This window comes from Nocardioides panzhihuensis (assembly GCF_013408335.1).
Lineage (GTDB): Bacteria > Actinomycetota > Actinomycetes > Propionibacteriales > Nocardioidaceae > Nocardioides > Nocardioides panzhihuensis.
Map to the genome: position 1 here is coordinate 4083103 of NZ_JACBZR010000001.1, position 19771 is coordinate 4102873.

The window sequence follows — 19771 nt, forward strand, 5'->3', positions numbered from 1 at the left end:
AGCCGCGCAGTTAGGCTCGCGTACATGACCAGGCACAGGGATCGACACGGCCGCGGAAGACGTGGTCCGATGGCCGTGCCGACCGACCCGAAGGTGCCGACCCTGCGCACTCGCCGGGAGCGCTTCGACGACATCGCGCTCGCCATCGTCAGCGACATCGATGCCCGCTGGCAGTCACGGCTCGGTCTGATCGAGTACGCCGTCGAGGAGTCGCCGGACATCCCCAAGGAGTGGACCGTCGAGGACCACATCCCGCTCGGGTCGCTGGAGCGCGGCTCCGGCGCGACCCCGGCTCGCCTGGTGGTCTACCGGCGGCCGATCGAGCACCGCTGCCAGACCCGCGCCGAGGTCGAGGCGATGGTGCTCATGGTCGTGGTGGAGCAGGTCGCGGATCTGCTCGGGATCGCTGCCGAGGACGTCCATCCGCGCTATCAGCCTTGAGGGTTGGCGGTCTTTCTCGTTCCGGCGCGCATTTGGTACTGGTTTTTCGGGTTGGTCTGGGCCGCCGACCCTCCTTCGAGGGTCTTCTCGACCTGCCCCGGAGTCAAGGACGGCCTTCGGCCGCCGGCTCCGCCGGTCGCCTTCGGCGATCCTGGACACCGGACCATGTCGAGAAAAGATTTGGCTGGCTATCGGGGCGGCGGCCCGGGTGTGGCCGCGGGGAAATCACCTACGACAGGTCGCCGTTATGTCACTACGGCCAGCAGAAAACCAGCTGACGAGAAGGCGCTCTTCTGGGCGAACGAAAGTTCGTTCGCCCGCACTAGCCAAGTCCCAGCCGAGAACGCCCCTGGGTGCCCGAACGAATTTTCGTTCGCCCAGGGGCAACGGATCACCAGGCCCAAGCCCCTGCCCCACCCAAACCTCCGCGCCAAACCCCTGCCGCCGACCCGATAGCCAGCCAAAATTCTCGTCGCCGTCCAAGAACGGGTCGGCGGCAAACCCCAACCACAAAGCACACCGACCTAAGCGAGCCAAGAAGAAGGACTAGGGCCCCAAAGGCAACGGCAACCCCGGCGCAACCCCAGCGGTACGCACCTCCGACCGCAACGGACGGAACGGCACGACCGCATCCCCGTCACCACTCATCACCACGGCCGCGTTGACCTCAACACCCTCGGGTACGAGCTGGATCAGCGCGGCGTCAGCGGGCACCTCGATCTCGGCGCCCACGCCGGGACCGACCTCGACGGACTTGGCCTTGAGCGCCTTGCCCTTCGCGTTCGTCGGGATCACCTTGACGGTGCCGCTGCTCCCGGTCTTGGCCACGGGGCCGGAGATCACGACGCGCTTCTTGCCGACGGCGGGGCCGGCCGGAACGACCACGGCGGTCGCCTCAGAGAGCGTCTCGGTGGCCGTGGTGATCGCGACGTCGCCGCCGTCGACCGAGCGCATGGCGGTGCTGACCGGGCCGGTGGCGACGATCTCGACACCGAAGGCGTCGGCGGCGCTGTCCTTGCCGAGCAGCTTGGTCAGGTCGACCTGCGTCTGACCGTTGGGCGGCACGCTGATCTCCGGAGCTCCCTCCGGCGTGAGCACGTTCTTCGGGGTGAGCAGGCGCAGCTCCGCGCTCACCTGGGCGTCTCCCGGGTTGACGACGGTGAGCGTGCGGCTCGCGGAGCTGTTGGGGTAGCCGACCAGCAGGTTGGTCTCTGCCGGCGTCGACTGGCCCGAGAAGTAGTCCTCGCTCGCTGCCTGCGTCTCGAGCGCGACCTCGCGGTCGCGGACCATCACCCCGGCCTGGCCGCGTACGACCGTGGTCTTCAGGGAGAGGTCGCCCTCGCGCGGGATCACGTTCAGCAGATCGAAGGTGCGCGTGGTGTTGCCGGGGATCGCGACGCCGCGAAGGTCCTCGGGGACCGCCACGACACCCTTCTCGTCGTAGAGGGAGATGTCGACGGTGGCCGCACCGCTGTTGGGGTTGGCGAGCTCGAGGATCGAGTTGTGGGTGGCACCCGCGCCGATGCCTGGGAACCAGGCCTCCGCCTGCGGAGGCAGACAGCCCGTCGCCGCGAGCGGCTTGATCGTGGAGCGTCCGGCGACCAGGCCGGGCGCGACCTCCTTGCCTGCCCGGACCACGACCGAGCCGGGCTTGGCCGACACGCTGGTGACCTTGCCGGAGCCGACGGTGGCCTGCGAGCCCTTGCCCGCACCCGGGCCGCTCAGGGCCACCTCGCCCGAGCCGGAGGCGGCGTTGGTGACGGCGATCTGGTCGGCACCGGCCTTCGGCTTGCCGGGGCAGACCACGGTGGCCGCCTTCGGCGCGCTGCTGTCGGCGGCGAGCGTCGGCTGCTCCCACTGGTGGGGCCGGTTGAGCAGCAGGGCCACCGCCATCGCGGCGACAAGGCCAAACGCCACCAGAGCGGTGTTGTCGAGGCGGCGACCCCGCTGCCTGCGTACGCTGCGCAGCCGGGGCCGGGCGGCAGCGGCTGCCGCCGCGGCGGCAGCCATCCGACTGCCTCTGGCGGGCTCGGACTCGGCCTGCGGCTCGTCACCCCGCATTTCGTCGGGGGTCGGCCAGGCCTCGTAGTCGGGCTGGTTCGCGGCTTGGAACTCGCCGGTCTGATAGTCCGGCGAGTAACCGGTCTGGGCCAGCATCTGCCCCGTCTCCGGCCCCGGGACGTAGGGCTCCTGAGCGTAGATCTGCTCGGGCGTGTACTCCGGCGCGACATGGCCCGGAGTCTGTCCGACGTAGGGGTCGGCGTAGGGATCCGCGTAGGGGTCCAGCATCCACGGCTCCTGGCCGTAGACGTCGTCGGCCGGCTGCTCCTGCGAGCGGTCATAGGGGTCACGTGGATCGCTCATGCCGATTCCCTCCTCTGGACCAGCGTCGGCAGGCACAGGACCAGAACGACGAACAGCCCGATCCCGGCCAGGACCAACAGGATCGTACGGATGATGGACTGCGACTCGGTCACGCCCGGGTCGCTCGGTGAGGAGTCGAGCAGCCAGGCACGGGTCGAGCGCTCGACGGTGCTCGCCTGGGTCACCGAGCCGGAGGCATCGATCCCCTCGGCGACCGAGGAGTCGGCCGGCCCGGGCATCACGATGTAGGCCACACCCTGCGCGGCCAGGTCACCGATCACCGCGTCGTCGGGGTCGGCCGCCAGGCGGCGTACGACTCCGGTGAGCTCGTCGGAGCCACCGGCGACCTGCGCGATCTCGTCCTCACCGAGGGTGATCCCGTCGTTGCGCAGGACGGCGTAGCGGATGCCCTCGTCGACCGACCCGCGCAGCACGAGGACGCCGTCCTCGGGCCCGAGCGTGGTCGAGGTCGGGTCGAGCATGTAGGACGGCACACCGGTGTGACCCAGGGCCCGGGTGTTGTCGGTGAGGTCGCCGGTGCCGGCGTAGACGAACCAACCGAGGCTGCCGACCACACCGACTGCGGCTGCCGCGGCAGCCACGCCGACCATTACCTTCCGCAGACCGCGCAGGCCGTCGAGGATCGCACCCTGGGCGCCCAGCACAGCCGCGACGACCGCGAAGCCCTGGATGGCGACCAGCGGGAAGCCCCAGCCGACGCGGGCGATGCCGGCGTCGAGCGGGATCGGGATCCAGGAAAGCAGCATCGTGACGAGGGCCGTCGCGACCGCGCCGATCCAGCAGACCAGGACCGGGATGCGGGTGCGGCTCGGGATCAGTGCGAGCACCGCCAGCAGCGGCAGCGCCAGGCCCAGCCACCACGGCGCACCGAGGTCGGCACCGTCGAGCCCGGTCACCCGGCCCACGAGGAGGTCGAAGCCGCCGGCGACCGGGGCCGGCAACCGGCCCGGGTCGAGCAGCAGCCCGGCCCAGCCACCGGAGAAGATCAGCGGCAGCCACCACGGGATCAGCAGGCCGACCGGCGTCGCGATCGCCGCGGCCGGAGGACCCCACTGGTCCCGGTCGCGCAGGACCGCGGGCATCAGCTTGCGTACGACGATGAAGATGACCGTCGCGAAGACGGCCGCGACGAGGAAGGCCATCGGCGCGAAGGCGGTGATGACGGTCAGCAGCAGACCGGTGCGCCATCCGGCCCGCCAGCGGCGGTCGGCGACGGGGTCGCTGAACCCGAGCGCGGCATGGGCGAGCCAGGGCAGCAGCGCGCCGACGACGACCGCACCGATCCGGCCGTCACCGAAGGCACCGCTGGCGTAGGGAACCAGGGCGTACGCCGTCGCACCCCACAGCAGCAGCCAACGAGGCGCGCCGAGGTGGCTGATCAGCCGGCCCACGACCCGTAGCAGCCGCCACGCCCCGCCGAGCGCGATCGGGAAGCTGAGCAGCATGACGCCGGTGACCGCCAGGCTCGGGTTGCCACCGAGGAACGTCGCGAGGACCGCCAGCGGGAAGATGTGCGGCGGCGCGGGCACGCCGGTGCCCTGCGAGATCGCGTGCCAGGACTCGAACTGCAGCTGCCACCAGTCGCCCACGTTCTGCGGCGTCGGTCCGAGGCCACCGCCGGCCACACCTCCGAGAGCCGCCCGCGCCCCGATGACGCCGAGGATGCCGACGACGACCAGCAGCACCGCGACCGGGTTGGTGAACAGACGCACCAGCAACCCGGTCTCGGCCGGGATCTCGTCCTCCTCCAGCTGGGCCCGGTCGGCCTGCCGCTTGGCGGCGAAGGAGGCCGGATCGGCCTCTGCCTGCGCCATCTGGCGCCGCTCGGCGATGTCGGAGGCCTGCAGGGTGACCGCGTTGGCGACGTCGGAGACGAAGTCGAGACCGTGTCGGTACGGCAGCCACGGCGGAGGCAGCAGCGCCTTCACCACGTCCTTGTCAGCATGCGCCTGCTTCCGGCGCTGCCGCTTGGCGAGCACGATCTGGCCGGTGTGGCCGTAGATCCAGCCGAGCGCGCCCAGGTCGTCGAGCGCCGCTCCAGGATCGCGCACGAGGATGAAGCCGAGCATCCGCCACAGGGTCTGGAAGAAGAACCGGACCATCCACAGCGCCAGCGTTCCCCGTCCGCTGTTGACGAGCAGGGTGTAGAGCGCGGCCCGTCGCTCCTGGTAGTGGATCCGGCGACCGGTCAGCTGCGTCTTGCGTACGCCGCGGTGGGCCGCCTCCACGTGGAAGACGACCGCATCCGGGACGGCGATGGTGGTGAACCCGGCGTTGGCGGCCCGCCAGCCCAGGTCCATGTCGGTGCCGAGGACGGGAAGGTGCTTGTCGAAGCCGCCCAGGTATTCGAGGACCTCGCGACGGATCAGCATGCCTGCGGTGTTGACTGCCAGGACGCGGCGTACCTCGTCGTGCTGGCCCTGGTCGTACTCACCCCGCTCCAGACCGGTCTCCCGGTTTCCGGTGACCGAGATCGAGACGCCGAGCTCGAGCATCCGGCGCAGCGAGGGCCACTCCCGGATCTTGGGGCCGAGGATGTCGGCCTCCGGGTATTCCTCGGCGGCGTTGAGCAGCGTCGCCAGCGCGTGCGGATCGGGGGTGGAGTCGTCGTGGAGGAACCAGATCCACTCCGGCGGCTGCGCCGCCTGGTGGAGGATCGCGAGCGCCTCGTTGGCCGCGTCCGCGAACGTCGTCGACGCCGGGAGCTTGACCACCTGGGCGAAGGTCTCCTCCAGGATCTCGACCGACCTGTCGGTCGAGCCGGTGTCGATCGTGACGGCAAAGCTCACCGGAGCCTGCTGGTTCCGGATCCCGTCGATGACGGTCGGAAGCCAGCCGGCGCCGTTATGAGAGACGAGAACGAGAGCGACCGACGCTTGCACGATCGGCAACCCTAGTGCCCAACCGGTGATAGACCGAATGGACCTGTCGGGTGATCGAAGATATCCCCGTGGGCATCAGGTGGGCATCAGGCGGGCATCAGGTCCGTATCCGCGCGGTTCGCGAAACGATCGTAAATGGACAGCAGGCCCGGACCTTGACGGTCCGGGCCTTGCTGGCTCGTGTTGCTTGTTGCCTCAGACTGCGCGCTTCTTCAGCTTGCGGCGCTCCCTCTCGGAGAGTCCACCCCAGATTCCGAAGCGCTCGTCGTTGCCCAGAGCAGACTCAAGGCAGTCCTGGCGCACCTCGCAGGTCTGGCAGACCTTCTTGGCCTCCCGAGTCGATCCACCCTTTTCAGGGAAGAACGCCTCCGGATCCGTCTGCGCGCACAGAGCGCGCTCCTGCCAGCCCCCTTCGTCGGTGTCCGGCTCGAGGAGAAACAGCTCTCTCATCGTCTATCCGACCTTTCGACCCTATTCAGCTGAATTTGGGACCGTGACCCCATCTTGGGCCAGTCACCTCACGCCATCGGCAGGTAACCGATCCCCCCGTTTTGCGGGTACTGCCTCTAGTTACGACCTAGGCCGCATTTTTGATGCAGTCCCCTTGCCGAAACTTTCCCGAGATCCTGGGCGCTGTCTCCAACGCTGTCGTTTCCTGGTTCCGTTTCGAATGACACTGATGAAATTACATGCCTGTCGGTGCCACAAGTCAACCCTCAAATCTGCTAGGGCCGCATTAACACAGGCATTTCATACCGGCTGGAGCAGGGGTGCTGGCCCTCGTCTGAGAGGCTAGGGCCATGCGTGACATCACCGTTCTCTCCGGCGGCCATGGTGGCTCGAAGTTCATCTCCGGGCTCCTCCACGGCATCTCCGCCGGCCGCGTCCCGGGCATTGAGGAAGATGCCCGGGTCACCGTGATCGCCAATACCGCCGACGATCTGTGGATGCACGGCGTCAAGGTCTGCCCCGACCTCGACACGGTGATGTACACCCTCGGAAACGGATTCGACCACGAGCGCGGCTGGGGCCGCAAGGCCGAGACCTGGTCGATCAAGGAGGAGCTCGAGGCCTACGAGGTGCCCGGCACCTGGTTCGGGCTCGGCGACCGCGACATCGCGACCCACCTCGTACGCACCCAGATGCTCGAGGCCGGTTTCTCGTTGTCGCAGGTCACCGCGGCGTTGTGCGAGCGGTGGCTGAAGCCGGTGTGGGGCGACCGGGTGCGGCTCCTACCGATGACCGACGACCGCGTCGAGACCCACGTGGCGGTCAAGGACGCGGATTCACCCAGTGGACTCGCGGTCGTCCATTTCCAGGAGTACTGGGTACGCCTGCGGGCCGGCGTGCCCGTCGAGAAGCTGATCTTCGTGGGTCAGGACGAGGCGAAGCCGGGTCCCGGGGTGATGGACGCGCTGCTGAAGTCCGACCTGGTGATCGTGCCGCCGTCCAACCCGGTCGTCTCGATCGGGACCGTCCTCGGCGTGCCCGGGATCCGGGAGGGCCTGGTCGCCACATCGGCACCGGTCGTCGGGATCTCGCCGATCATCAGCGGTCATCACGTACGCGGCATGGCGGAGCAGATGCTGGCCGCGGTCGGGGTCGACGCGACCGCCGCCGCAGTCGGTCTGCACTACGGGAAGCGGGGCTCCGGCGGGGTGCTCGACGGCTGGCTGGTCGACACCGCGGACGCGGACGCCGTTCCCGCTCTCACCGAGTCCGGGCTGAAGGCGACCGCCGTCCCGCTGTGGATGTCCTCCGAGGACGCCACCGCCGACATCGCGGCCGCCGCGGTCGGGCTGGTCGCCCGATGACCGGGCAGAACGTCGGGCGGGGCATCACCGTCATGGCCCCTGCCGGCGTACCCGAGGTCCGTAAGGGCGACGACCTCGCCGCCCTGCTCCTCCACGCCCTCGACCGTGCCGAGACGTCACTCCCGTCGGCCGAGTTGGCATCACGTGACGTCTCGGCCGACGCGGGTGACGTCTCGGCCGACGTACGTGACGTCTCGGCGCTGCGGGACGGGGACATCGTCGTGGTCACCTCGAAGGTCGTCTCCAAGGCGGAGGGCCAGGTGCGGGAGGGCAACCGGGACGACGCGCTCCCCGGCGAGACGACGCGGGTCGTGGCACGGCGCGGGCCCACCCAGATCGTGCGCAGCCGGCTGGGCCTGACGATGGCCGCCGCCGGGATCGACGCCTCCAACGTCGAGGCCGGCCACATCGTGCTGCTTCCCCTGGATCCCGACGCCTCCGCGCGCACCCTGCGGGCCACGCTCCGTGACCGCACCGGAGCCAACGTCGGGGTGATCATCACCGACACCGCCGGGCGAGCCTGGCGCGACGGGCAGACCGACATCGCGATCGGCTCGGCCGGGCTCGAGGTGCTGGAGAGCTTCGCCGGCCAGATCGACGCCTTCGGCAACGACCTCGTCGTCACCGCCCCCGCGGTCGTCGACGAGATCGCGTCGGCCGCCGAGATCTCCCAGGGCAAGCTCGGCGCGCGGCCGTTCGCGATCCTGCGCGGCCGGGCCGACCTGGTCCGCGAGCCCGGCGACGACGGGCCGGGAGCGAGCACGCTCATCCGTCCCGAAGGGTCGGACTTCTTCGGCTTCGGCGCCCGGGAGGCCGTCGTACGTGCCCTGAAGGGGGCCGCCGAGGACCAGGCTCCCTTCGGAGCACCGGCGAGCATCGAGGAGCTCTCCGCGGCTGTAACGGAGGTGACCGGGACCTCCCCCGTCCCGCACGAGGGCGGGCTTCAGGTGGCCGGAGCCGACCCCGCGGTGATCGCCGCACTGGCCTTCGCGCACGGCTGGCGCTGCGAGCGCAATGACGTTAATCACGGGGCAACTTCCCATCTGCTACCACTGACCACCTAGAATCTGCGCGTCCCGACAAAAGACCCGAGGTACGCCGAACCGTGGCCAACAAGTCGCCTAGCAAAGACCGCCGTGCGGTCATCAACGACATTCGCAAGAAGCAGGGCCGCGCCGAGCGCGTCCGTGGTGCGGCGATCATCGGTGTCTGCGTCACCATCGCGGTGCTGATGGTGGGTGCCGCCGCATGGGGGCCGATCACCGGCTTCATCAAGGACAGCGAGTTCGACAACGTCGCGCTGCAGGACATCGGCAAGAGCGCCGAGTCCGCCGGCTGTCAGAAGATCATCGAGACCAAGGCCGACGGCAACCAGAACCACATCGCGACCGGCACCGAGCAGACCTACACCACTGCTCCCCCGGCCTACGGTCCGCACTGGAACGAGGCGAACGTCGCTCCGGCGGACATGTCGCGCAAGTTCTACTCCGCCGACGACCGCCCGGACCTCGAGGCGCTGGTGCACAACCTCGAGCACGGTTACACGATCGTCTGGTACGACGAGACCGTCTCCGAGGACGAGCTGGACGAGCTCCGCGCCATCGGTCAGAAGTTCTCCGGCACGTCGAACTTCCGCTACAAGTTCATCGCGGCCCCGTGGACCGCTGCCGACGCCAAGGAGACCGCGGTCGCCGGCGACAAGAAGACCGAGTTCCCCTCGGGCACCCACATCGCCATGACCCATTGGTACGCAGACCCGGCGAACCCGACCGAGGCCTCCACCCAGAAGGGCGTCTTCCAGTACTGCGAGGGCGTCTCCGGCGAGGCGATCAAGGACTTCATGACCACCTACCCCTACACCGACACCCCGGAGCCCCAGGCCATGTGAGCTGGGCCCTTCAAGACGTACGCCGGCCGCCTCTCCTTCGGGAGAGGCGGCCGTTTCGTTCATCTCGCTGGTCGAGCCGCCGGAGCCGCTAGGCGGAGGCGTGTCGAGACCAACGCGGTGGTCAGGTGAGGTGGGTGCGGTCGGAGTCCTTGAGCGCGGCGACGACCTTCTTGACCTGCTGGGCGTGGGCACGGGTGGTGACCAGAACGGCGTCGTCGGTGTCGACGACGACGATGTCCTCGAGACCGATGAGGGCGACCATGCGACCGGAGTGGGGCACGACCAGCCCCGTGGAGTCGAGGGCGTGGACGAGCGTGGCGTCGCCGAGGATCGTGGGACCGTCGGGCGAGGCGGTTGAGGCGGCCTGGAGCAGCGTCGCGAGCGAGTCGAAGTCGCCGATGTCGTCCCAGCCGAGGTCGGCAGGCACCGTGGCGACCTTGCCCGCCGCGGCAGCGGGCTCCGCGACCGCATGATCGACGGCGATCTTCGGCAGCGTCTCCCACAGCTCCGCGAGCCGCGACGGCTCGGCGGCGATGGCCCGCAGTCGTTCGGTGAAGCCGGGGTCCGACTCCGCAAGCAGGTCGAGGAGGACGGTCGGGCGGACCACGAACATCCCTGCGTTCCACCGGTAGCGTCCGGTCGCCAGATAGCCGGCGGCGACCTCCGCCGACGGCTTCTCTACGAACTCGTCGACCAGGTAGGCACCCCGGTGACCGGCCAACGCCTTGCCCTCGGCGATGTAGCCGAACGCCGTCGAGGCGAAGGTCGGCGAGATCCCGATCGTCACCAGCCAGCCGTCGGCGGCGACGGCCGCGGCGCTGCGTACGGTGTCGTGGAAGTTGTCGACGTTGCGGATCACGTGGTCCGCGGCGAAGGAGCCCATCACCGCATCTGGATCGCGCCGCTCGAGGAAGGCCGCGGCCAGACCGATCGCGGCCATCGAGTCGCGCCCGCTCGGCTCGGCCAGGATCGCGTCGTGCGGCACCTCCGGCAGCTGCTCGCACACCGCGCGCTCGTGCACGGCACCCGTCACGACCATGATGCCGTCGGAGACGGGCTGGAGACGGTCGAAGGTCTCCTGCAGGAGCGTACGTCCGTGGCCGGTCAGGTCGCGCAGGAACTTCGGCTCAGAGGACCGCGAGAGCGGCCACAGCCGTGTGCCGGCACCACCTGCGGGGATCACTGCCCAGAACGTCATGCCGCACACCTTAGGGTTTCAACGTGCAGACCTACCCCGAGACCCTTGCCCAAGCCCTGCGGGCAGACCCCGGCGGCCCGTTGGTCACCTTCTACGACGAAGCGAGCGGCGAGCGCCAGGAGCTGTCGACCACGACGTACGCCAACTGGGTGGCCAAGGCCTCCGGCCTGCTCGTCGACGAGCACGGCCTCGAACGGGGCGACAGCATCCGTATCGACCTGCCCGCGCACTGGCTGGCCACGGTGTTCCTCGGTGCCGCCTGGAACACCGGGCTCGTGGTGACCGATCACGAGAGCCCCGACGCCGTCGTCTGCGGGCCCGAGACCCTGGCGAGCTGGGCAGACGGTGCCGGGAAGCGGCCGACGCTGGCCTGCTCCCTGCTGCCGTTCGGCGTACGTTTCGCCGACCCGCTCCCGCAGGACGTCCACGACGTCGGCATCGAGGTCTGGGGACAGCCTGATGCGTTCACCCCCTGGGACCCGCCGACCGCGGACGACCCGGCCACCTCGTGGGCCGGCGTCGAGACCAGCCACGCGGACCTGTTCGGAGGCGACGGGAAGGCCGAACGGCTGCTCTCCACCGTCCCCTCGGCCTCGCCGGCCGGCGCCGAGCTCCTCGCCTCCCTGCTCGCCGGAGGTGGCTCGCTGGTGCTGGTCACCAACGCGACCGACGAGCGCCTCGCCGCTCTCGCGGAGAGCGAGCGGGCTCAAGGCCCGACCAGGAGCTAGTCGGCGCGCGCGGCCCAGGCCTCCTGCTTGGAACCCGCCTGTGAGCGGATCGTGCTCAGCTCGGGGTAGAGGTAGCGGCCCGGGCATGCGGTGGAGCCGGCGTCACGGTGGCCCATGATCGCGTGCGAGAAGGTGCGGTCGCCCATGCGCGTCGAGCCCTGGTTGCCGGGCACACCGTGCAGCGACAGCTTCCAGGCGAACAGCGTGCCGAAGGCGTTCACCAGCGCCGCCGAGGGCGCGACCTCGTCGAAGTTGCCGATCGCGGAGGCGCCGAAGCCATGGCTGTTGTAGCCCGAGGTGTGGGCGCCCACGACGGGACGATCGACGCCGCCGTAGCGGCCCTCCCAGATGCGGCCGAACCGGTCGATCAGGAAGTTGTAGCCGAGGTCGCGCCAGCCGCGGCTCTGCACGTGGTAGGTGTAGATGCTCTGGATGATCCCCGGCACCTGGTCCCTGGTGTAGGAGTTGGTGTTGACGGTGTGGTGCACGAACCCACCGCGGACCTCGCGATACTGGGGCGGACCGGCCTCGCGTACGCCCTCGTCGGCGCCCCACTGGCTGCGACTGTAGATGCTGGGCTCGGCGGTCTGGGTCGGCTCCGGCGCATCATCCGCCCCGGGACCGATCTCGGGGGACTCGCTCCGGGTCGTGGCCGTCTCACCGGGCGTGATCACGGCCAGCCTGAGATCGGCGGGCACCTGAGCACCGCTCAGCCGCAGCCTCGTCTGCACCTGGTCGACCTCGCCGACGACCGCTTCCATGGTGCCGGGGCGAGACCCGTCGGCCTCAGCGGAGTCGGGATCAGGAGCGTGGTCGTCGATGTGGACGTCCAGCGCCTGCCAGTCGCTCCAGGTCCCGTCCACCAGCGTGCGTACGTCGGCCCCGACCGCATCCTCCGGGACGACCGCGCCGGGCGCCCAGGTGAGCCCGACCGTCCCGAAGCCGTCGACCGGCTGGGGCAGGCTGGTCAAGGTCACCGCATCGCTCCGGGAGGTGGCCTTCTTCGCCTCCGCGGTGAGTCGGCCGACAGCACCGCGTCCGGACTGCCGTCCCTCGGCCAGGGGCGCGGTCAGCGAGATCTCCTCGAGACGGGCTCGGACCGTGTCCGCGGGCACCTGTGCCGCCACCGGCGCGACCACGGGGCTTGCTGACACCGGGCTCCCTGACACCGGGACCTCGCCGGGGCGGACCACTCTCAGGTCGATGACGGTGCTCGCCGGAAACAGCGCCGCCATGACGACCCCGAGCACGAGCAGCTGCTGGGTCGAGACGACGTAGCGAGAGCGAGCGCGCTGAACGTCGCCCACCCTCCGTTGCCCAGCTTGCGAGAACATGTCTGGATCCCCCTGGTTCCGTAACACCAGGGAACATCTTTCACATCAGCCACACGCAAAGGGAAGAGCCCGCGGGGAACTACAGATCTGTAATTCCCCGCGGGCTGCTTCTGACCTAATCTCCTCAGGCTGGATCTCGACCCGCAGTCGCGGGTTCGCAAGCTCACCCGCGCGCTCGCTCGATCTCTTCGCGCTGCGACCTGCGACTCCGTCGCAGGTCGCAGGCTCAGACCTCCGCGCCGAGCGCGCTGTCAGCGGCGTCGAGCCTCTTCTGCGCTGCCGAGCTCTTGCCGTCGTCCTCACCGTAGTGGAGATACTCGATGCCCTCGTCGACATCACCGTCGAAGACCAGCCGGCCCTTCTCCAGGCAGATGACCCGGTCGCACATCCGCTTGACCGAGCCGGCGGCGTGGCTGACGTAGACCACGGTCCGGCCGCTGTCGCGGATCTCCTCCATCTTCTCCATGCACTTCTTCTTGAAGGGCTTGTCACCGACGGCGAGAACCTCGTCGGCGAGGAAGATGTCGGAGTCGATGTGGACCGCGACCGAGAACCCGAGGCGCGAGTACTGCCCCGAGGAGTAGTTGCCCACCGGCGAGTTGAGGTGGTCGCCGAGCTCGGCGAACCTCACGACGTCGTCGTAGATCTCGGCGGTCTCCTCGGCGGAGAGCCCGTAGATCGCCGCGTTGAGGAAGATGTTCTCCCTGCCGGACAGCTGTGGGTGGAAGCCCGCACCGGTCGCGATCAGGCCGGCGATCTGGCCACGTGTCTTCACCACACCCTGGTCGGGCCGCATCACACCGCTGATCAGCTTCAGCAGCGTCGACTTGCCGGAGCCGTTGAGCCCCATCAGGCCGACCGACTCGCCCTGCTTGATCGTGAAGCTGACGTCGTCGAGCGCCTTGAAGGTGTTGGAGACCGCCCGCCCCTTCATCTTGGCGACGGTGATGTCCTTGATGCTGCGGTGGTAGCGGAGCGTGAAGTGCTTGGTGACCCCGTCCACCACGATCGAGTCTGCGGCGCTGCCCTGAGCTTGTCGAAGGGTCATGTCAGGCGCTCCGGGATCTTGTTCTCATGCTTGCTGAAGATCAGCTGGGCGATCACCAGCAGCACCAGCGATGCACCGAACGCACCCAGGCCCCACATCCACAGGTCATCGGGCAGCGTGGCGGCGGACTTCTCCGGATCGGGTGTCGCGCCGACCCAGAAAGCCTGCTGGAACAGGAGCACCGCATCGGCGATCGGGTTGAGCAGGTAGATCCAGGACTTGTCCCCGAGGAAGCCCTCGATCATCGTGAACGGGTACATCATCGGTACGCCGAACCGGATGTAGTTGGTCAGGATGTTGACCGCGCTGCCGAAGTCCCGGAAGAAGACGTTGGCCAGGCTGAAGACCAGCGCGAGCGCGGTGCCGAGCGCCATCACGATGCCGAGAGCGAGCAGGAACGCGGGAACCGTCTCCCACGACGGCTTCCATCCGCTGAAGAGGCAGACGACGACCAGGATCAGGGTCGCCGGCACCAGGTGGTAGAGCGAGACCAGCATGGAGGCGACCGGGAACATCTCCTTCGGCATCGCCATCTTCTTCAGCAGGCCCTTGTTGCCCATCAGCGACCGGGTCCCTGCTCCGAAGGTCTCGGTGAAGAAGTGGACGATCACCAACCCTGCGAACAGGTGGACCGGGTAGTTCTCCATGCCCTTGGCGTCGGACATCCCCATGACCTTGCCCATGAACAGCCAGTAGACGCAGAACTGCGTCAGCGGGTTGATATAGGACCAGAAGACTCCGAGGATCGAGTTGGAGTAGCGACCGCTGATCTCCCGCTGCACGAGCAGCTTGAGGAGGTAGCGGCGCTTGAAGACCGAGAGCAGCCCGAGATTCTCCGCCGGCGGTGCCAGCGGTGCGTCGACGATCCGTACGGGACGCTCATCAACTCCGGTTGCCATCGGTCCCCTTCTCCTCAGCGACCTTCCACGGTTCGAAGGTCTTCTCCCAAGCCTCGGGCGAGGTGAACTCGCTGAGCTGCGAGCGGTACTCCTCGGCCAGCTTGGGCCAGCGACGCTTGAGCTGGCGGTGCACCTTGATGGTGTCCTTCAGCATCTGGTTGAAGAGCTTCTTGTCACGGCGGTAGAAGGCAGCACCCTGCTGGTCGTTCATCGACACGATGGCGCTGTCGTACTTGGTGATCCGGTACCACTGGTTGTCCATCGCGGCGAGCTCGGCCTCGGGGAACTCCGTGGAGAGCTTGCGTGGCTTCATGAGCTGCCGGATCGGCGCCTTGAGCGCGGCCAGCTTGACCTCGCGGTTGGTCGGGACGTCGGTGTCCTCCTTGCCCTTGCGCGGCGGCTTGTGGCGGCGCACGGGCGGGAACTCGTCTCGGTCGGCCTCGAGCTGCGCGTCCGGGAAGTCCTTGACCATCTGGCGTACGGCGGGAAGCTGGGTCGCGAGGGTCTCGTGGAGCATCGAAGGGCCGGCGAGCACGTCGAGCAGCGCCTGGTGGCGCAGCAGGACCGTGGAGTACTGCATCGAGACCAGGTGCTTGATCTGGTGGGAGAACGACTCGGTGACCATCCGGCCGCCGTCGTCGTAGATCGAGTGCAGCAGCGCGGCGACGAAGCGGTTGCGCTGGTGGAAGTAGGACTGCCAGTCGAGGGCGTCGTTCTTGTCGGTCCACGGGACGTGCCATACGGCCGCACCCGGGAAGGACACGGTCGGGAAGCCGGCGGCCTTGGCGCGCAGGCCGTACTCGGAGTCGTCCCACTTGATGAAGACCGGCAGCGAGAGCCCGATCTCCTCGATCACCTTGCGCGGGATCAGGCACATGAACCAGCCGTTGAAGTCGACGTCGACGCGCTTGTGCAGCCAGCGGGTCGACCGCAGGTTGCGGGCGCCCAAGTCCCAGTCGCCGAAGACGCCCGGAGCCGACTGCCACCAGAACCGCCACGGCTGGACGATCTCGCCGTAGGAGTGCAGTCGGGACTTGGCGTAGAGCGAGAACATGTGGCCGCCGACGATGGTCGGCCGCTTGGCGAGGTCACCGAAGGTGACCGCACGGATGATGCCCTCGGGCTCGCAGACGACGTCGTCGTCCATCATCAGGGCGTACGTCGCGGTGCCCTTGCGCAGCGACTCGAGCTGTCCGCGCGCGTAGCCGCCGGAGCCGCCCAGGTTGCCCTGCTCGATGATGTGCAGCAGGTCGCCCAGGGCCTTCTCGGCCGCGGGGAACTCGACGTCGTCGGCGACCTTCTTGGTGCCCTGCTCCATCACGAAGACGGTGTCGAGGTAGGGGCGCAGCGCCTCGTCCTCACCCATCTGCGCGAGCAGCTTGGCGCAGAAGTCGGGCTTGTTCATCGTGGTGACGCAGATGTCGACCGTGCCGTGCTCGGCCCGGTCATCGGGGACCTCCGCGGTCCACTCGGCCGAGGTGATGACGGCGTCCTCGTCGGAGGCGACGACGTCGTACCAGTACCAGCCGCCGTCGACGAACGGCTTCAGCGGGAGGTCGAAGGTGAAGGTGCTCAGTCCATCAACAGTGTTGGTGCCGGTGTCGTCTGTGGTTGCAGAGTCGACGCGCTGGGAGCGGCCGTTGGCCATCGACTTGTAGACGATGACGCTCGCGCCGCGGCCCTGGAGGGCGACGGTCAGCTTCACGCTGTCGACGACGGTGTGCCGGCGCCAGTAGCTGGCCGGGAACGCGTTGAAGTACGTGCCGAGCGAGAGCCGCTCGCTCTTCAGGATCCGCAGCGCCGTACGCGACTCGATCTGGTCGGGGTGGACCTGGGTCCCGTCGTTGATCGACTGACGGATCTGGGCGTTGTTCAGCGCCTGGGCAGTCTTGTCGGAGCCGACCTCGTACTTGTCGGCGTCGAGGATGGCAGCCTGGTTGTCGACGTAGAGCGGGAGTACGTCGGAGTCACGGTCCAGGGGCAGGATCTGCCGCTGAAGCAGTCGGGTCACGCTCATTCGTCAACGCCTCCGGAGGTGAGCGGGGTGCCGTCCTCGAAGTGGGGACGGAGCTTGTTCTCGAACATGGTGAGCGCCGAGGCGATCGCCATGTGCATGTCGAGGTACTTGTACGTGCCGAGGCGGCCGCCGAAGAGCACCATCGGCTCCTTCTTGGCCAGGTCGCGGTAGACCAGGATCTTCTCGCGGTTGTCCGCGGTGTTGATCGGGTAGTACGGCTCGTCGCCCTCCTGGGCGAATCGGCTGTACTCCTTCACCACGATCGTCTTGCCCGGCTTGTAGCGCTCGGCGCGCTCGGGGTGAAGGTGCTTGAACTCCAGCTCCCGGGTGAACGGGACCTCGGGGTCGTTGGCGTTCACCACGCCGGTGCCCTGGTAGTCGTCGACCTCGAGGGTCTCGGACTCGAGGTCCACGGTGCGCCAGGAGAGCTTGCCCGCGGAGAAGTCGAAGTACTCGTCGACCGGGCCGGTGTAGACGATCGGGACCTTGCCCTTGAAGTCGTCGACCACGGTGAAGAAGTCGGTGTCGAGCATGACGGTGATGTTCGGGTGGTCCGCCATCCGCTCCAGCCACGCGGTGTAGCCGTCGACCGGCAGCCCCTCGTACTTGTCGTTGAAGTAGCGGTTGTCGAAGGTGTAGCGGACCGGGAGGCGCGTGATGATGTCAGGCGACAGCTCCGTCGGGTCCTTCTCCCACTGCTTTGCGGTGTAGCCCTTGATGAAGGCCTCGTAGAGCGGGCGGCCGATCAGCGAGATCGCCTTCTCCTCGAGGTTCTGGGCGTCCTCGGTCTTGAACTCGCTGGCCTGCTCGGCGATCAGCGCGCGCGCCTCGTCGGGGGTGTGCGACTTCCCGAAGAACTGGTTGATCAGCGCGAGGTTCATCGGCAGGGAGTAGACCTGCCCCTTGTACTTCCCGAACACCTTGTGCTTGTAGTCGGTGAAGTCGGTGAACTTCCGTACGTAGTCCCACACCTTCTGGTTGGAGGTGTGGAAGAGGTGGGTGCCGTACTTGTGCACCTCGATGCCGGTCTCCTCGTCGAACTCGGAGTAGGCGTTTCCACCGATGTGGTGGCGGCGCTCGATGATGAGCACCTTCTTGCCCAGCTCGGAGGCGGCGCGCTCGGCGATGGTCAGGCCGAAGAGGCCGGAGCCGACGACGACGAGGTCAGGAGTGGTTTCAGGAGAGGACACGATCGCTCAGTCTAGGTCTCTATGGGTAAGGAGTCGGTCAGGGAGTTGGTTCAGGCGGGTGGGACGGTTCAAGATTTGGGCAGGGTGCGCATGTCCCGCGCGGCGCGCAGGGCCTTGATCACGTTGACGGCCTCGTGCTTGCCGCCGCGCAGCGGGCTGAGGAGGACCACAGCCGCGGTGATGAGCCAGGGCTTGAGACGTACGAGGACGTTCTCGCCGTAGCGGAAGTGGACGACGAAGAGGTTTCGGTACATGTAGAAGCCCTTCCAGCCGGCCAGGTCGTGCTGCTGGCTGAAGTCGAGCTGTCGCACGAGCACCGCGTCGCGTACGGCCCAGATGGTGCGGCCGGCGCGGCGGGCGCGGATCGCGAGATCCACGTCGTCGTAGAAGATGAAGTAGGACGGATCGGGGAGGCCGATCTCCTCCAGGACGCTGCGGCGGATCATGAAGCCCTCGAAGGCGACGTTCTCGACCGCGACCCGCTCCGGGAGCGCGTCCCGGGTCGGGTAGGTGTCCATGACCGAGGCGGTCTTGGGCTTGATCGCGAACGGGTTGCGCAGGTCGAACTTGAGCGCGGCCAGCTCGATCAGCTTGCCGTTGCGGTCCTCGCGGACCGAGAAGAGGCAGTCCTCGTCCTGGGCGAGCAGCACCTCGAGGCAGTCGTGGGCAGGGACGACGTCGTCGTCGATCAGGTAGAGGCGGTCCCAGCCCTGCTCGACCGCGGCCTTGGTGCCGAGATGGAAGCCGCCGGCGCCGCCGAGGTTCTCCGGGCTGTCGATGACCTGGAGATTGGGCGTGACCGCCTCGGCCAGCACCTGGGCGGTGTGGTCGGTGGAGGCGTTGTTGACGACGATCACCGCGTCGGCGGGCCGGTCGAGCTTGGTGAGCCCGTCGAGCAGCCCGCGCAGCATGTCGGCGCGGTTGTAGGTGACGACGACGATCGCGACCGTCTCACGGGTGGTGCTCAACGAAGGAACCTCTCGTGTCCACTGAAGTCCCCCCGGACGGCCGCCCACCACGCCTGCGCAGATAGCCGAATCCGCTTCGGCTGCGGCTTGGTGAGCAGGTAGAACCATAGAGTCTTCGCGACGAAAGCCAAAGCGAAGGGCCACCCTCGGTAGTCGCGCAGGTTGAGCAGGTTGTTGCGAGCCATGCAGTAGTGCTTCAGGTCGCTCGGCGTGTGGTTGTACGTCGCCCTCCCCCACGCCATCGGCGTGCCGAGGTCGCCCACGGCCGGGTGGCGCACCTGAGCACCGACGACGGTCGCGATCCGGGCTCCGGCCTTCTCGGCCCGGAGGCGGTACTCGTGGTCGTCGCCCCAGATGAAGTACTCCGCGCGGGGGTAGCCGATCCGCTCCACGAGGTCGCGGGTGACCAGGACGCCGTTGAACGGGATCACGATGTCCTTGATCAGGCCGTCGGTGGCGGCCCGCTCGACATCGGCGAGCTGGTGCACGACCTTCGAGCGGCCGGGGAGCCGGATCGGGAAGACCAGGCGGCCGGGGTCGTCCTCGTCGACGACGAGCGGCCCCCAGAAGTCCAGGTCGGTCTGCTTCAGCAGGAGGTCCAGGCAGTCGGGGTCGGGCAGACCGTCGTCGTCCATCAGCCAGATCAGGTCGGCGCCGCGCTCGATCGCGACCTCCAGGCCGTCGTGGAAACCGCCGGCGCCGCCGCTGTTGCGCGTCAGGGTGCGAGCGACCACCGGCACCGCTCTCTTGGTGGTCGCGCCCCCATCGGCGCCGTCGAGCTCGGCCAGCCACTGCGACGTACCGTCGGTAGAGGCGTTGTCGATCACGATCACCTCGTCGAGACCGGCGACCGTGTCGATCCGCTCCAGCAGTCGCTGCAGCAGCTCGAGACGGTTGAAGGTCACCACGACGGCGGCGACACGATTGCTCCCTGGCACGGATCCAGACTAGCCGCGACCGCGGGGTATCCCGGGAATCA

General features: G+C 68.3%; 16 protein-coding genes. 5 read left to right on the forward strand and 11 right to left on the reverse strand.

Annotated elements, in window-relative coordinates:
* Positions 1-24: 24 nt before the first annotated feature.
* Positions 25-441: a metallopeptidase family protein gene (locus BJ988_RS19345; protein WP_179659565.1), complete on the forward strand. Its 417-nt coding sequence runs from the start codon at positions 25-27 to the stop codon at positions 439-441.
* A gap of 546 nt (positions 442-987) precedes the next feature.
* Here BJ988_RS19345 and BJ988_RS19350 read toward each other — a convergent pair.
* The 3 genes from BJ988_RS19350 to BJ988_RS19360 all read right to left on the reverse strand — a co-directional run bounded on the left by BJ988_RS19350 (position 988) and on the right by BJ988_RS19360 (position 6158).
* A complete protein-coding gene (locus tag BJ988_RS19350; protein WP_179659566.1) occupies positions 988-2805 on the reverse strand; it encodes a DUF5719 family protein in 1818 nt (605 codons plus the stop codon).
* Positions 2802-5708, reverse strand: coding sequence for a glycosyltransferase (locus tag BJ988_RS19355; RefSeq protein WP_179659567.1), 2907 nt, complete (start codon positions 5706-5708; stop codon positions 2802-2804). Before BJ988_RS19355 ends, BJ988_RS19350 begins: the two co-directional genes overlap by 4 nt.
* A gap of 195 nt (positions 5709-5903) precedes the next feature.
* Positions 5904-6158 carry a WhiB family transcriptional regulator gene (locus BJ988_RS19360; RefSeq protein ID WP_008361238.1) on the reverse strand — a complete coding sequence of 85 codons (255 nt, stop codon included), beginning with the start codon at positions 6156-6158 and terminating at the stop codon, positions 5904-5906.
* A gap of 350 nt (positions 6159-6508) precedes the next feature.
* Between BJ988_RS19360 and cofD the strand changes: the two genes are divergently transcribed.
* The 3 genes from cofD to BJ988_RS19375 are packed head-to-tail and all read left to right on the forward strand — an operon-like array spanning position 6509 to position 9410.
* On the forward strand, positions 6509-7522 hold the full coding sequence (gene cofD, locus BJ988_RS19365) for a 2-phospho-L-lactate transferase (RefSeq protein WP_179659568.1): 1014 nt from the start codon (positions 6509-6511) through the stop codon (positions 7520-7522).
* Complete coding sequence (locus tag BJ988_RS19370) at positions 7519-8586, forward strand: coenzyme F420-0:L-glutamate ligase (protein WP_179659569.1); 1068 nt, start codon at positions 7519-7521, stop codon at positions 8584-8586. The genes cofD and BJ988_RS19370 overlap by 4 nt, the downstream gene beginning before the upstream one ends.
* A 41-nt stretch (positions 8587-8627) precedes the next feature.
* Positions 8628-9410: a DUF3105 domain-containing protein gene (locus BJ988_RS19375; protein ID WP_179659570.1), complete on the forward strand. Its 783-nt coding sequence runs from the start codon at positions 8628-8630 to the stop codon at positions 9408-9410.
* Between the two features lie 121 nt (positions 9411-9531).
* Here the strand turns inward: BJ988_RS19375 and BJ988_RS19380 are convergent, their stop codons facing one another.
* Complete coding sequence (locus tag BJ988_RS19380; protein WP_179659571.1) at positions 9532-10608, reverse strand: mannose-1-phosphate guanylyltransferase; 1077 nt, start codon at positions 10606-10608, stop codon at positions 9532-9534.
* 23 nt (positions 10609-10631) lie between these two features.
* Here BJ988_RS19380 and BJ988_RS19385 point away from each other — a divergent pair, with 23 nt between their 5' ends.
* Positions 10632-11336: a TIGR03089 family protein gene (locus BJ988_RS19385; RefSeq protein ID WP_179659572.1), complete on the forward strand. Its 705-nt coding sequence runs from the start codon at positions 10632-10634 to the stop codon at positions 11334-11336.
* Here the strand turns inward: BJ988_RS19385 and BJ988_RS19390 are convergent.
* From BJ988_RS19390 to BJ988_RS19420, 7 genes are all read right to left on the reverse strand, one after another.
* The gene (locus BJ988_RS19390) at positions 11333-12670 is read right to left on the reverse strand and encodes an N-acetylmuramoyl-L-alanine amidase (RefSeq protein ID WP_179659573.1); all 1338 of its coding nucleotides are present in this window, start codon (positions 12668-12670) and stop codon (positions 11333-11335) included. The genes BJ988_RS19385 and BJ988_RS19390 overlap by 4 nt on opposite strands.
* A gap of 226 nt (positions 12671-12896) precedes the next feature.
* Entirely contained in the window at positions 12897-13718 is an 822-nt protein-coding gene (locus BJ988_RS19395) for an ABC transporter ATP-binding protein (RefSeq protein ID WP_179659574.1), read from the reverse strand.
* Positions 13715-14617, reverse strand: a complete 903-nt coding sequence (locus BJ988_RS19400; RefSeq protein WP_179659575.1) for an ABC transporter permease — start codon at positions 14615-14617, stop codon at positions 13715-13717. The genes BJ988_RS19395 and BJ988_RS19400 overlap by 4 nt, the downstream gene beginning before the upstream one ends.
* Positions 14601-16634: a glycosyltransferase gene (locus BJ988_RS19405; RefSeq protein WP_179659576.1), complete on the reverse strand. Its 2034-nt coding sequence runs from the start codon at positions 16632-16634 to the stop codon at positions 14601-14603. Before BJ988_RS19405 ends, BJ988_RS19400 begins: the two co-directional genes overlap by 17 nt.
* Positions 16631-17824, reverse strand: a complete 1194-nt coding sequence (glf, locus tag BJ988_RS19410) for a UDP-galactopyranose mutase (RefSeq protein ID WP_179659577.1) — start codon at positions 17822-17824, stop codon at positions 16631-16633. Before glf ends, BJ988_RS19405 begins: the two co-directional genes overlap by 4 nt.
* A gap of 68 nt (positions 17825-17892) precedes the next feature.
* Positions 17893-18792: a glycosyltransferase gene (locus tag BJ988_RS19415; RefSeq protein ID WP_179659578.1), complete on the reverse strand. Its 900-nt coding sequence runs from the start codon at positions 18790-18792 to the stop codon at positions 17893-17895.
* Positions 18789-19730 (reverse strand): glycosyltransferase, encoded by a 942-nt coding sequence (locus BJ988_RS19420; RefSeq protein ID WP_179659579.1) that lies wholly within the window; start codon positions 19728-19730, stop codon positions 18789-18791. Before BJ988_RS19420 ends, BJ988_RS19415 begins: the two co-directional genes overlap by 4 nt.
* Between the last annotated feature and the right edge of the window lie 41 nt (positions 19731-19771).

Coding starts and splice junctions, on each gene's coding strand:
- BJ988_RS19345 (WP_179659565.1), top strand. CDS start 25: ATGACCAGGCACAGGGATCGACACGGCCGCGGAAGACGTGGTCCGATG.
- BJ988_RS19350 (WP_179659566.1), bottom strand. CDS start 2,805: ATGAGCGATCCACGTGACCCCTATGACCGCTCGCAGGAGCAGCCGGCC.
- BJ988_RS19360 (WP_008361238.1), bottom strand. CDS start 6,158: ATGAGAGAGCTGTTTCTCCTCGAGCCGGACACCGACGAAGGGGGCTGG.
- cofD (WP_179659568.1), top strand. CDS start 6,509: ATGCGTGACATCACCGTTCTCTCCGGCGGCCATGGTGGCTCGAAGTTC.
- BJ988_RS19370 (WP_179659569.1), top strand. CDS start 7,519: ATGACCGGGCAGAACGTCGGGCGGGGCATCACCGTCATGGCCCCTGCC.
- BJ988_RS19380 (WP_179659571.1), bottom strand. CDS start 10,608: ATGACGTTCTGGGCAGTGATCCCCGCAGGTGGTGCCGGCACACGGCTG.
- BJ988_RS19390 (WP_179659573.1), bottom strand. CDS start 12,670: ATGTTCTCGCAAGCTGGGCAACGGAGGGTGGGCGACGTTCAGCGCGCT.
- BJ988_RS19395 (WP_179659574.1), bottom strand. CDS start 13,718: ATGACCCTTCGACAAGCTCAGGGCAGCGCCGCAGACTCGATCGTGGTG.
- BJ988_RS19400 (WP_179659575.1), bottom strand. CDS start 14,617: ATGGCAACCGGAGTTGATGAGCGTCCCGTACGGATCGTCGACGCACCG.
- BJ988_RS19405 (WP_179659576.1), bottom strand. CDS start 16,634: ATGAGCGTGACCCGACTGCTTCAGCGGCAGATCCTGCCCCTGGACCGT.